The 12,294-nt window shown below is 67.5% G+C and carries 8 protein-coding genes, 2 tRNA genes and 1 pseudogene; 4 read left to right on the top strand and 7 right to left on the bottom strand.

The window, feature by feature from the left end:
- Positions 1-394: 394 nt before the first annotated feature.
- Positions 395-469: transfer RNA gene (locus BBK14_RS14215), tRNA-Asp, on the top strand.
- A 27-nt stretch (positions 470-496) separates the two neighbouring features.
- A tRNA-Phe gene (locus BBK14_RS14210) sits at positions 497-570 on the top strand.
- A gap of 547 nt (positions 571-1,117) precedes the next feature.
- On the opposite strand, the pseudogene BBK14_RS42210 reads toward BBK14_RS14210, so the two are convergent.
- Positions 1,118-2,116: pseudogene (locus BBK14_RS42210) on the bottom strand (recombinase family protein); the annotation flags it as partial.
- 1,777 nt (positions 2,117-3,893) lie between these two features.
- Between BBK14_RS42210 and BBK14_RS14195 the strand changes: the two are divergent.
- Complete coding sequence (locus BBK14_RS14195) at positions 3,894-4,487, top strand: hypothetical protein (protein WP_131802304.1); 594 nt, start codon at positions 3,894-3,896, stop codon at positions 4,485-4,487.
- Positions 4,484-5,461 carry a replication-relaxation family protein gene (locus BBK14_RS14190; protein ID WP_071062732.1) on the top strand — a complete coding sequence of 326 codons (978 nt, stop codon included), beginning with the start codon at positions 4,484-4,486 and terminating at the stop codon, positions 5,459-5,461. Before BBK14_RS14195 ends, BBK14_RS14190 begins: the two co-directional genes overlap by 4 nt.
- 833 nt (positions 5,462-6,294) lie before the next feature.
- Here the strand turns inward: BBK14_RS14190 and fxlM are convergent.
- The 6 genes from fxlM to BBK14_RS14160 form a co-directional block, all read right to left on the bottom strand.
- Complete coding sequence (gene fxlM / locus BBK14_RS14185) at positions 6,295-7,503, bottom strand: methyltransferase, FxLD system (protein WP_071062730.1); 1,209 nt, start codon at positions 7,501-7,503, stop codon at positions 6,295-6,297.
- Positions 7,504-7,822: 319 nt separating this feature from the next.
- Positions 7,823-8,476 (bottom strand): 3'-5' exonuclease, encoded by a 654-nt coding sequence (locus tag BBK14_RS14180; RefSeq protein WP_071062728.1) that lies wholly within the window; start codon positions 8,474-8,476, stop codon positions 7,823-7,825.
- Positions 8,477-8,500: 24 nt separating this feature from the next.
- Positions 8,501-9,751, bottom strand: coding sequence for a radical SAM protein (locus BBK14_RS14175; protein WP_083390937.1), 1,251 nt, complete (start codon positions 9,749-9,751; stop codon positions 8,501-8,503).
- The gene (locus BBK14_RS14170) at positions 9,748-10,275 is read right to left on the bottom strand and encodes a nucleoside-diphosphate kinase (RefSeq protein ID WP_083390944.1); all 528 of its coding nucleotides are present in this window, start codon (positions 10,273-10,275) and stop codon (positions 9,748-9,750) included. The genes BBK14_RS14175 and BBK14_RS14170 overlap by 4 nt, the downstream gene beginning before the upstream one ends.
- Positions 10,272-11,270, bottom strand: a complete 999-nt coding sequence (locus BBK14_RS14165) for a thymidylate synthase (protein ID WP_071062723.1) — start codon at positions 11,268-11,270, stop codon at positions 10,272-10,274. The genes BBK14_RS14170 and BBK14_RS14165 overlap by 4 nt, the downstream gene beginning before the upstream one ends.
- The gene (locus tag BBK14_RS14160; protein WP_198541274.1) at positions 11,267-12,271 is read right to left on the bottom strand and encodes a hypothetical protein; all 1,005 of its coding nucleotides are present in this window, start codon (positions 12,269-12,271) and stop codon (positions 11,267-11,269) included. The genes BBK14_RS14165 and BBK14_RS14160 overlap by 4 nt, the downstream gene beginning before the upstream one ends.
- Positions 12,272-12,294 lie beyond the last annotated feature (23 nt).

The raw sequence follows: 12,294 nt of genomic DNA, 5'->3' as shown, positions 1-12,294 counted from the left end.
ACGGGCGCCTGCTACGCCACCGCGCACACGGGAGCGGGCGTCCACGGGATCAAGGACGCGCTCCGCGGATGATCATCCATGATCTTCGACTCCTCGAGACCAGGCCGGACAGGCGCGCCGGCTGGAGTCCGCTGGAGGGAAGGCGCCGCGATGGACCCGTCTGAGGGCGGCCGCGAGCGGCCTCGCCCGGGGCCCTGTGCGTACCGAGGATCATGGCGGGCCGATCGATCATGTATCGAGGAAAACTTCCTGCCCCCCACAGCCCGGATGGGTCGCATCGTCCTGTAGCATGACCTCCAGTTCCTGAGCAGCCGGGCACGACCAGCCGGCTTGGTCCACTGCGAGTAGCACGACCACTCAGGATGGCCAGAGCGACAACTGAAGATAGACACATGGTCCCGTGGTGAAGTCTGGAGTTCACGCCGCCCTGTCAAGGCGGAGGTCGCGGGTTCGAATCCCGTCGGGACCGCGTTATCGGCAACACAGAGCAAGATATGGGCAGGTAGCTCAGTCGGTACGAGCGTCCGCCTGAAAAGCGGAAGGTCGGCGGTTCGACCCCGCCCCTGCCCACAGGATCTGGGACAACCCGAACCGCGTCCTGGTCGGGAATGCGGAACGTCGGCGTGATGTCCGACCTTGATCTTACACGGATTTCTTCGGTCAGCGTGTGTAGGACTGCCCTGCGCAGGGGCTTGCCGCCCTCTTTCGCCGGGGCTTCCGCCAGCAAGGTCAAGATGAGACCTTGGATGTCGCCGATCTTCGCGAGTGGCACGGGATCGGGCGGTTCCTCCACCATCTCGATTTTGATCTTGTCGCGTTCGTCCTGGACCTGGCCGAGCTGTGTTGCGAGGTCTCGGATGCGTTCTCCGCAGGCGTCCTCGGGCATGGTGCCCTCTTCGAACGCGGTCTGGTACTTGCGGATCTTGCCGCGGATCGCGTTGATCTGGTTTTCCAGCCGGGCGAGGTGTTCGCCGTGGTCTTCCTTGGGTTCCGCAGTTCTGGCCTGGTGGGCGGCGATGGCGGCGTCGAAGATCGCCGAGCTGTTGTAGACCTTGATGAGGGCGTTGAGGACGGCGTCCTCGAGGGCCTCCGCGGGCAGTCGGTCGTTGTCGCAGCGGCTCTTGCCGAAGCGTTGCCGGTTGTGGCAGATGTAGTAGCGGTACTCGCGGGATCGTCCGTGGGCGAGGGCTCCGGTGTAGGCGGCGTTGCAGCGGTCGCAGACGATGCGGCCGGTGAGTTCGTACTCGGCGGGGTTCGAGGCGCGCAGCGTGTGATCTCTTGATCGGGCGTCGAGGATCTTCGTGGCCTTGGCGAAGGTGTCGCTGTCGACCAGAGGTGTGTGCGGGGCTGGGTGCCAGGAATCGTCGTAGTGGATCTCCCCGGTGTAGACGCGGTTCCGGAGCAGGGTCGTGATGTAGCGGTCGGACCAGAGTCCTCCGTCGCGGGTCCGCAGTCCCTTCTCGTTGAGGTGGTTCGCGATTGCCTTGCTGCCGAGATGGCGTCGGGTGTACAGGTGGAAGATTTCCTCGATGACGAGTGCTTGGTCGGGTACGGGGACGAGGAAGAGTTTGTTCTCGTCCACGGTGTAGCCGTATGGGGTCCTGCCGGCGTGCCATCCGCCCTTGGCTGACTTCGCGCGCAGTGCCTTGCGGATGCGGTCGATCATGGCGGCGCGTTCGAATTCGGCGAACATGCCGAGGATCTGCATCAGCATGCGCCCGATGTGGGTGGATGTATCGAACGGCTCGGTGGCGGATCTGAAGGTGACGCCTGTCTTGTCGAGTTCGTCGACGATCTGGCAGAGGACCCGTAGGGAGCGGGCGATGCGGTCGACCCGGTAGACGAGAAGTACGTCGTAGCGGTGGGCTCGGGCATCCGATATTGCCTGGAGCAGCCCAGGGCGGTCCATGGTGGCGCCAGACTTACGGTCGCGATAAATCTTGACGATAGTCCAGCCTKGTTGACTCGCGACGAACTTCCTCAGTCCAGCTTCCTGCCCGTCCAGGGAGTAGGGCTGGTTTTCTTCATCGGTCGAGGCCCGGAGGGAAAGCGCCACCCGGACAGTCGGTTGCGGAATCGTCGACCCCCATAGGGGGCCAGAGCTCGTCGCGGTCATTCTTCTCCCCGGCCGTTGCCGATTATGGGTTTGTCCTGGGGGTAGTGCGCCCCCGATAGCTGCAGGGGGAGTATTTGAAACATCCGCTTCTCTCGGTCCTCTCCTGTGGATTGTGCCGTCGGATCGGCGACGATGATTTTCGCTCGTTGTATTGGGGTCGTCAAATTGTCTCAATGTCCGGAGGACCTCCCTGGCGGGAAATGGGCCCGTCGGGAGGGAAATTCAGTGCGATGAGGTCGGCGAGCGTTTCAACGGCCTCGGTGAATTGCTGGGGAGTCATGGTGGTGAAGAGGGCTGGGCGCAGAGGAGGTAATGCGGGGGTTGACGTTCCTGCTTTCGGCGTCGGCGGTGCTTTGGACGCCGCTGGTTGACGGGGAGCGGGGTCCTGGCGGGCCTGCGCCGGGCGGCGGGTGGGCTTACGGGGCTGGGTGGGTTCCGTGCCGGACTCCTCGGAGAGATCTACCGGGTCCGCGCTGCGCTCCCATGGTGAGCGAAGGAACCTGACAGTGATCTGACTGTTGTTGCGTCTGCAACTTGTGTCAGATCACCGTCAGATCACGTTCTCCCAGGTCAGGCCTGTTGTCGGGCCTGCTGGCCGAGCGCAGGCAGGGGGGCGGGTGGGCTACGTCGTGGGCGCGCGAAGAAGGATGTCTGCGGGGGCGGTGAGGTGGAGGGAGCGCCGGACGCTTGGGCAGCGCGAGCGCTGTGGAGGGCGACGAGGCCGAGAGGGGGATCAGACGGTTGCCGCCCAGGCCGACGATGCGGGCGGCGGCGCGGCCGGCGGTGACGGTGTCCACGAGCAGGTCGTCCGCCGCACCGGTGGAAATGGACAGCGAGGAGGCTTCCCGCCCGGGGTGGCAGTTGCCCCGCGAGCTCGCTGAGATTGCGGAGAAACGTGCGCGGCGTGGCGGTAGGGCGGATGGTCGATGATGACTTTGGCGGCGTGTTCCGGTAGCGCGGGACAACCGAGGCGGCGGCTGACCATGGAGCGCGGTGGACCGCGATATAGAGCGGTCGAGGCTCCCGGTAGCGTTGGTGGGAATTTCACTATCGTTGGGCAGATAGCGAGATTTTCGATCTTGATGGAGGTGGGAAACGGTGCGGGCGGGCCGTGGCTTCTGGGTAGGGCCCTTGGGTTTCGGGGTGGTTGTGGGATGGACGGTGAATGGATTGATCCAACAGCACCTCAGGTCGGGCGGGACAGAGGCTGGGGAGCTCGGTTTCTCCGCAACAGGATCTCGGCGGACACCGCTTGGCGAACGGCAGCTGGCAGCCGAGGTAGCTGTTCGAGTCCGAGTGAACTCCAGGGTGTCTGACGGTGATCTGACACAGATCTGATACCTGATCATTCCCGTCCTCCGAGGCGATGTGTCAGATCACCGTCAGATCACCGTCAGGTCGCTTCCGGACGCCCCTGCGCCTCATCTACCTGGGCGTGGACGAGTGTCAGATCACCGTCAGATGTGGTGTGGCGTCCTTGGAGCCGACGGAACGCTGGCTCCAAGGACGGGAGACATCCATCGTGCTACACGACTCTGATAATGCTGCGGAATCATCGTTGGATCGGGCCGAGATCTTCCTGGCGCTGCTGGAATCCCCGGGTGGATCGGGGGTGAACGGCGCTGATGTCCCGAGGCAGGCCGACCGGTGGTTCAGCCTGCGGGAGTTGCGGATGGAGGTGACTTGGCCGCAGACACCGTTGGCGGCCCGGCCCGCTGCGCGGGCGTCTCTTCCGCATCCGCGGCAGTCGGACACGTGGAATGCCGCGGCAGTGAGGATGGCGACGCCGGTGCTGCGTCATAGCGCCGCAGCGCTGGCCCCTGTCTACCGCGGGGATATCACCGACCTCGACGAGGAGGCGCTGCCCGGCTTTATCGATGTTTTCGCCGGGCTGCCGGTCGGGGCGCGGGGCATCACAGCCCGATTGGTGCTCGGTGGGCGCCGGGCCGGCCTGGCGCAGGCGGCGTCCTACCGCAGCTCTGGGATGGACCTGCCGGTGCTGGCAGTGCTGCCGCCGTGGCCGTGGATGGAAGCCCAGCGGTTGCTGGCACAGGCGACCGGACGGGAGGTGATCAGCCCGAGGGGCGCCCGTCTGCTGCAGGTGAACCGTCTGCAGGGTGTGGCGCCGGCCCGGCTGTCCGCATCTGTGCCGTCCCCCTCCGGCGGGGATGCGCGCGCTCCCTCCGGCGGCCCCTCCCCCGAGGGCTCCGAAGGCGCTCCGGAGCAGGACACGGCGTGGACGGCGGCGGCGGCCCGCCTCGTGATCGATCAGGCCGACGCCGCCGCGTTGCGGGTCGCCGCAGGCCGGTGCACCTCCGTGCTCGAAGCCGGGCGCGATCTCCGACCCGCCCTGGTGGGAGGCGGCCAGTGAGCGGTGCCGAGCAGAGGCTGCTGGAAGTGGCCGGGCGGATGACCAGCCGGGATCGGTGGATGTTCGCGATGCTGCACGAGCACCGGGTCCTGACCAGCCACCAGCTGACCCGCCTCGCGTTCGACGGCGACCGGATGGCCCGGATGCGGCTGGCGACCCTGCACCGGCTGCAGACCGTCGACCGGATGCGCCCCTACTACGGCCAAGGCCGCGGTACCGGCCCCTACCACTACATGCTCGGGCCGGTCGGCGCGGCGATTCTCGCCGCCGAGCGCGGCCAGAGTGTCGCCGACCTCGGCTACCGCCGCGACAAACTGCACGCCTGGGTGAGCTCGCCCCGCCTCGGTCACCTTGTCGGGGTCAACGCGGTCTTCACCGCCTGGGTGTATGCCAGCCGCACCCGCCCCGACAACGAAGGACTGACCGTCTGGTGGTCCGAACGGCGTGCCGCTGCCCTGTGGCGGCAGTGGATCCGTCCAGACGGCTACGGCACCTGGCAGGCCGGCCAGCGCCGGCTCGACTTCTTCGTCGAGTTCGACACCGGCAGCGAATCCCTCTCGCAGGTCGCCCGCAAGATCCCGGGCTACACGAGGCTCGCCGCCTCCAGCGGCCTGACCAGCCCCGTCCTGATCTGGCTGCCGTCCGCCTACCGGGAACGGGAACTACGCGCCAGGCTCGCCGCCACCCCGGCCGGCGTCGTCATCGTCACCGCCGCCCCCGCCCCCCTGACCGCCCCGACGACCGCGGCCGACCCGCCCGACCTCGCACCCGCCCGGGGGGTGTGGCTGCCGCTGCATGCCACCACCCGCACTGACCTCGACGGACTCACCGCCCGCTACGGCACGCCGATCCTCGCCCGCTCCCCGTCCGGCGACCCCGACCCGCACGACGACCGCCACGAGACGGACCCGGCACCGACACCCCGCCCACCCGCGCCGCAGTTCGGGCCTCGGTCCCCGCTCGGCCCCGCGTGAGCCGGCTGGTCGTCGGACTGCGCGCCGCCGTGCAGGAGATGCCCGCCGACTACCAGTGGCTGTGCGTCGCTGCGGCGGCTACCTGAGCCGGGTTGCCGCGTACCGTGCTGGCCGCCGTCGGCAAAATCGAGACCGGCCATGGGCTCCCCAGGGACAACCCCGGAAATCAGAGACTCGTGTTCTATGGTCCGTACACGTCATTGAGATTACCCATGCCGAAATTTACATTAATAGCGTGGAATGATTTAATGTGGGGTGGGGGAAATGCTAGCGTGGAAATTCAAGCCAAAACCGCCTGTCGCGAGGCTATCCATCCCGCCGCCGCGCAAGAAACCGTCCTCGCCTCGGGCCACCCGGCGAGCTGCATGCACCGGAACCCCCTCCTGTCATGCAGGCTAAATCGAAACCCCCACCCTCCGTTATACCCTCCATTATTCCCGCAGATATTCCATCCAGCATTCCCTCCGATTAAGGACGGAGGGGGAGTTGGTCGGTAAAATCCCAGGTCAGCGGCCTGCGGCCCCCTCCGATGGTCGGCCAGGCTACGCCGCCCGGAGGCAGGAAAACACGTGCGGCGGCCCGGCGCCCGCCCGGGGGGCGGACACCGGACCACCTCACGGTTTTCCGCCTCCGGGCGGCTATTTGCCCTGGGCCCGGCGTTTCATCGGTCCCAGGGTCGGGCCCGTGCCGAACTTCAGGTCTTTGGGGGATCCGCTGGCTGCTGCCGGCCGGGCGATGTCAGCCGGTGTCGCTTGCGTGGATATGTGCTCGCGTCGTCGGAGTGTTCTGCGGCATCGGCGGCTGGGCGGCCGAGTTTTGGCCTGCCGCGCGTATCAGAATGTGATTGTGAGAGGGCTGTCTGGTTTGCGGATCAGTCCGGACGCCTGGTGCGCGAGACCGGCGAGGCCGCGGTAGGCCGTCACGGTGGGGATCGCTGCCCGGTCGCTGTTCCAGGTGTGGATACCTTCGATCAGCCGGTCGGTCAGGTCGTGGCGGTTCGGGCCGTGGCCGATGACGCCGAGCATGTGACGGCCGGGCGCGCTGTGGTTGCGGGCGAGGCTGAGGTRGGCGAGTGAGTCGCCCTTGATGAGGGCTGGGCTGCGCTGGGGTGTCGCGGGCGCGCACAGGGCGGACTTCACTGCCTCGGGGGTGGCCGCGATGCGGCAGCATCCCGGCTCGGTGGCGGTCAGGCGCAGCCAGATCCCGTCGAAGGGGTCGTAGGGTCCGACCTCGACGCCGGACAAGGCGATCGTCCGCTTCCGGGCGAGTACGCCGGTGAGGGCGTCGGGGTCGATGGCCTGGTCCTGATCCCAGTGCAGCGCGACGAGGTCGCCGGGGTGGATCGGGGCGGTCCGCTCGCCTTCCTGTCCGATCATGGGGACGAAGCCGCAGAGCTCCACCGTCTCGCTGATCATCCGGTTGCTGTCGCGGCGGAAGGCCACCGCGCGGGTCTGGCCTCGCCAGCGCAGGGGCAGGACGAGCCGGCCGCCGGGGGTGAGCTGGTCCCACCAGGCGCTGGAGATGTCCCAGACGCCTACCGTGGCGATCAGCCGATCGTGAACGTGGYTGTCCGGGTCACCGAAGACGCCGTCCCCGGTGATGACCGTGACGTCCTCGACGCCGGTCGCGGCGAGGGCGGTGGTCGCGCTGCTGGTGACGTCGGGGTCGATGTCGATGGTGGTGACGTGCCCGCCGGGCCCGGTCAGGTGCGCGAGGAGGGCGGAGTTGTAGCCGGTGCCGGCCCCGATCTCAAGGATCCGCTGGCCGGGCAGGACGATGAGCGCCTCCAGCATCATCGCCACGATCCCGGGCTCGGACGCGCAGCTGAGGGACGTCCCGTCAGGGGCGCGCTTGGTGACGACGGCCTGCTTCGCGTATGCCTCGCTGGGGGCGGCGTCGGGCACGAACAGGTGCCGGGGCACGGTGCGCATCGCGTCCTCGACCGCGCCGGTGAGGACGGCTCCCGAGATGGCGAGCCGGTCGACCATGGCAGCGCGCAGCTCGTCGGGGGTGGCGTCGTGGGTCGAGGTCGCGGTGTTCAACGATGATCCTTCCAGTCGGTGTGGTCAGCAGAGGAGGAAGCAGGAGTCTCAGCGGGTGGTCTGGCGGAGCAGGCCGGGGGTGTTTCCGACGAGGCCGGCACCGGTCCAGTCAGTCCGCAGCCCTCAACCGCTGCCGCGTCCGGGAACGTGATCTGCGCCGAATCACCGGTCCCCGAGAACACAGGCGCCGGCGGCGGCCCCTGCAGGCCGGTCACGAGGCTTGTGCCGGATCCGCGTAGCCCTGGAAGACATCTCCCGGGCATGCCGAGCAGGCTCCGTACCCAGCCCGCTGCAGGTACGAGACGACTGTCCGGCCGGCCTACCCGAACAGTTCGGTTTGTTCCCCTGCCGGCCGAGCCGGACTAGCAGGGTCAAGCGGTAGCCCGGCGAGATGCCGAAGCTGCCCCAGCGATATCGGTGTTGGCCCGCCCGCCTGCTGCGCGAGAGCCGTGAGGAGCAGGCCGGCGCCGACGGCGTCCCACAGAGCACGGTGTGGCTGCCCTCCGGGGGCCAGCATGTTCACCTGCTCGGCGAGGTTGTGATGGGTGAGGAGCGCTCCGAGCGAGCTGCCCGCCGTCCCTTTCCCGAGCCGCCGCGCGAGACGGAAGGTGTCGATGAGTCCAGCGGGCCGGAGGTTCGGGCAGCGGCGCCGGAGTAGCCGCCAGTCGACGGCGACGTTGTGACCGACGAGGATCCGGCCGTCCAGCCGCGCCGCCAACTCCCGTTCGACCGTGCTCAGCGGCGGCGCGGCGGCCAGGACGTCGTCCGTCAACCCAGGAGAGATCCAGGGGCGGCGCGGGATACGCCGCCCCGGGTTCACCACCGAGCAGTAGCCCTCTGCGGCCTGCACGACGCCGCCGCGCAACGGAACGGCTGCGGCTTCGAGGATGGCTTCCCGCTCACCGTCCTGAGCGCCGCTACCTTCCAGGTCGATCGCGACGAGCGCGGCGTCCTGCCAGGGGCCGTCGGTCACGGGCTGTCCGATCTGCCTCGGGGCTCAGTCGTCGCTATCGAACCGCACCGCGGTGCCGAAGGAACGGCGAACCTCCGCGAGCCCAGCATTCTGCCCCTGGTCGAGCTCGTGGCCCGTCAGGGACCGGCCGTGCGCGTGCAGGAAGTGCGGCTGGTCGAGTTCCCAGATCTGGAATCCGAGGGCGTGTTGGATGGCGTAGCGGCGCTGCTCGCCCAGGCCGTGGGTCCAGATGTGACCGCCGTCGATGAGGTAGCTCGAGTGGTAGCCGAGCTCGTCCAGGACCGTCTCGAATTCCTTGGGGGTGGGCTGGCGGTACCCGTCCCGGCACAGCGTGATCTGCTGGGACGGGCAGATGTCGCACAGCTCGCGGACACCCCAGTGCCCGTTGTAGTCGGCGACGCCGTGGGCGGCGGAGACGCCGCAGCTGGTCTTCCTGAACAGCGGGGTGGAGATCCCGGATGTCCGCCAGGCCGCGATGACCCGTTCGTCGAGCTCGCCGGGCAGGGTCTTGCGCCGGTGGAACTCCTCGTCGCTGTAGGGGAGTTCGACGCCCAGGTCGCGCAGGTAGGCCGCGTTCTGTTCCTTGTGGTAGTAGCCGGTGAACACGATCGCGTCGGCGTCGGCGCCGACGGTCAGGACGTGGTTCATGGTGTCGGGCTGGTCGTTCCAGCCGGGCACGATCGGCCGCCAGTAGAGCACGACCCGGGTTCGGCTTCGGTGCGCGCACGCGGTGGCGATCGACTTGGTTGTCAGGCCGCTCTTGGAGATCGGTTCGACGCGGCTGTCGGTGATGTCGGAGTAGGTGAACAGCAGGGTGACCCGTAGGTGGCGCAGCTGCTCAAGCTCGGCCATGTCCTGCTCGGTCACGGTGAACCGGGTGATGATGAGCACGAGGTTGTCCAGGCCGCGGGCGTCGAGGTCGCGGAGGATCTGGAACAGGTGCGGTTTGACTCCGGGCAGGAACGGGTCCGTGGCCTTGTTGAAGATCTGCAACGGGGTGATCGACGGGCGGAACGCCCCGTGTCCAAGGAGCATGCCGATCGCGTCGTCGGTGGAGCAGAGCATCTGGGGTGTCTTGTGCTCGAAGTTGCCCCAGAAGTGGCGCACGCAGTACCCGCAGTCGAGCGGGCAGCCGATGATGTGGTTCAGCGACAGGCCGCTCTTGCGGTTGGTCACGATCTGCGCCATGTACGGGTCGAGTGCGGCCTTCGCCGCGTTGGAAAGGTACTGAAGGGTGCCCGGCCCGGGGCTGCCGATCAGCGGGATGGACGTCATGTCCGTGCTCCTTCGGCCGTGGCCGTATCGGGGCGAAGTAGGTGGGTGGCGGCGGCGCCGTACCAGATGCCGAACTCGCGGCGGGCCCCTGCGGGGTCGTCCGACGTGTGAATGACGTTTCTGATCAGCCGCTGTTCAGCCTGGGCGCGGCTGAGCGAGTCGCTCCCGAATCGGCCGCGGATGCTGTCCTGGCCGGCCTGCGAGGGGTCGAAGTGGCCGATCAGCCGGCGGAGCCGGGGCGCGACGTCCGGGCCGTGCGCGAGGGCGATACCGACGCGCTGGCCTACGTAGGTGCGCCGCAGGTCAGCCGGCACGTCGACCCAGGTGAAATGGGCCAGGCGTTCGGTGAGGAGATCCTCGTAGTGGGTGAAGATCTGCGGCTCCGTCGGCGTGACGATCCTTTGGCCAACGAGGCGGGCCTCCGTGGCGACCCAGGTCAGCACGTGCTCGACGAGGCCGCGGGCGACGCAGTCCGGCTTGAGGAGGATCACTGACCAGGCGGCCCAGTCGACCGGGCCCGTCATCGCGCTGTCCCCGGCCTGACGCGGGACGGCCATCGTCGCTCGACGAGCCATCGGTGTCCTGGGCGGAGCATGGCCAGCGCCTCGGCGGTCACCGGTTCCTCGCGGTGGTGGGTGAGCTGTCGGTGCACCTCGAACAGCGCGACCACTTGACGCCAGTACAGGGCCATGCCCGCGCCTTCGCGGGGCGTGAACGTCGCGGAGTTCGCGCGGAGCTGCTCCTCCCAGCCGACGACCTGGTCGAGCATCGTCCGGGTGGTCGGGGGCATGACCGCGGCAGGGAACGTCGGACCGCCACGCTCGGCGAGCATCGCGTCGACTTTCGGGAGGTCGGTGATATTGATGTGCATCGACCCGACGTGGTGGGTGTAGGTGCCGACCTGGACACCGAGCTGAAGTGCGGCGAGTTCCTGGAGGAAGGTGAACGCGAAGGTGTCACCGAGGAGGCTGATCACCGCGTCGTTCCCGCGCATGTAGGCGGTCATGTGGAGTTCTCCGCCGCGCAGCATGAACTGGAGGCCGAGGGTGCACGCCACATCAGGATTGCCGGAGTCGACAAGCTCGTCCGGCCTCATGACAATCATGGCCGCACGTTTACTGTCGGGATCTGCTCGTAGCAGGTCGATCACACGGTTGAACTGGMTGCGCCCGTCCGGCCCGTTGGCGCCGAACAGGCGGGGGCCGTAGGCCGTTCCGGTCAGCGTTTGACCATCGGTGGAGAGGTTTCGCAGCACCGGAGCATAGTGTGCGATCATGTCGAGGTCGTTACGGCCGGTCAGATACCACAGCGCCTCGGCATGATTGAAGATGATGTTTGATCGCCGTGCCGCAAGGTRCGGAGTCCGGTCGACCGGATTACGAATCGTGAAACTGACGTTCGTCGTCTCCAGCGCGCTCTTTGTCCGGGTGCTCGTTGCGTACCGAGGGGTCTCTCTGATGTGGGCGAGCACTGCCCGATAGGCAAGCGCGAACGACTGAAACGTCGGCCCGGAGATCATCGAAGCTCCTCGAAGATACGGAGAGCCGACTCGACCTGTACCGAGCACCGGAATGGTTCGACCCTGGCCAGACACTCCGCGATGAGATCAGCGTGCCGGCTGCTTCCGGCGATGGACTGCAGCCATGCCAATCGGTCGACGACGTCCCGCCCGTCGCTCACCTGCAGTTCGCTGGGTACGTACCGGTCGGCCCCGAACGTGTCGCTGGGGAGAAGCGGCAGGCATCCGGCGAGCAGCGCCTCCCACCACCGTGACGTCATGTGCCCCACCCGCCGATACCGCTCGGGGAGCAGGAGCACCGTCGCCAGGGCCTCCCGGTGGATCTGCTCCACCTCCTGGTAACGGGCACGACCGGTGAAGTTCACGTGCGCCCATCCCGAGGTACGCGGCCATTTCCCAGCAACCCGGTGTCGAACCACGGCTGCGGCTGGAGCGAAGTAGCGGCCAAAGCGGTCGTYGCGGTCGTACTGATTGCCGACGTAGACAAGCGGCAGCGAATACGATCGGGCCGCCAGCAGCTCAGGGTCAGCGGCATCGAGGAGAGGGTCGGGAACCGGGCACGGGAGATGACGGGCTCCCGGGAAGGGGGTCAACGCGAACTCGCCGACCGCGACATTGGGAGCCGACCGAAGAGGATCATTATCGGGTAGCTGCCTGTCGAGATCCCAGACCAACGTCGGGATCTGCGCGGAAAGGGTGTAGCGTTCTATAAGCGCGGCCTGGCGGTGCAGATCGCAGGTGTGACCTGCCGAACCGCATGTCGTTGTGTTACGGCCGGGAAGTGGCCATCGCCATTCGAGAAGGAGACCATCGAGCGGAGGCCAGCCGTTCGCCCAGATGTATTCGAGCGTCAGATCGTCGTCTGCTTCGAGTAAATCCCGGTTCTCCTGCAGGAACGCGATGTCGCAGCCCTGTGCGCGCAAGCCATCGACAAAAAATCTTCGGTAGGCGCGGGCGCCATCCGGGGTGTCGAGAACACCGTTTCCGAGGAAACCCCACATGCTGTAGCCTAGCCGCATATCAC

This window comes from Parafrankia soli, from assembly GCF_001854695.1.
Classification (GTDB): domain Bacteria; phylum Actinomycetota; class Actinomycetes; order Frankiales; family Frankiaceae; genus Parafrankia; species Parafrankia soli.
This window is presented reverse-complemented; position numbering and strand designations above follow the sequence as displayed.

Bases quoted from the DNA above. Each gene is read 5' to 3' on its own strand.
- BBK14_RS14175 (WP_083390937.1), bottom strand. From the start codon at position 9,751: ATGACGTCCATCCCGCTGATCGGCAGCCCCGGGCCGGGCACCCTTCAG.
- BBK14_RS14195 (WP_131802304.1), top strand. From the start codon at position 3,894: ATGGCGACGCCGGTGCTGCGTCATAGCGCCGCAGCGCTGGCCCCTGTC.
- BBK14_RS14170 (WP_083390944.1), bottom strand. From the start codon at position 10,275: ATGACGGGCCCGGTCGACTGGGCCGCCTGGTCAGTGATCCTCCTCAAG.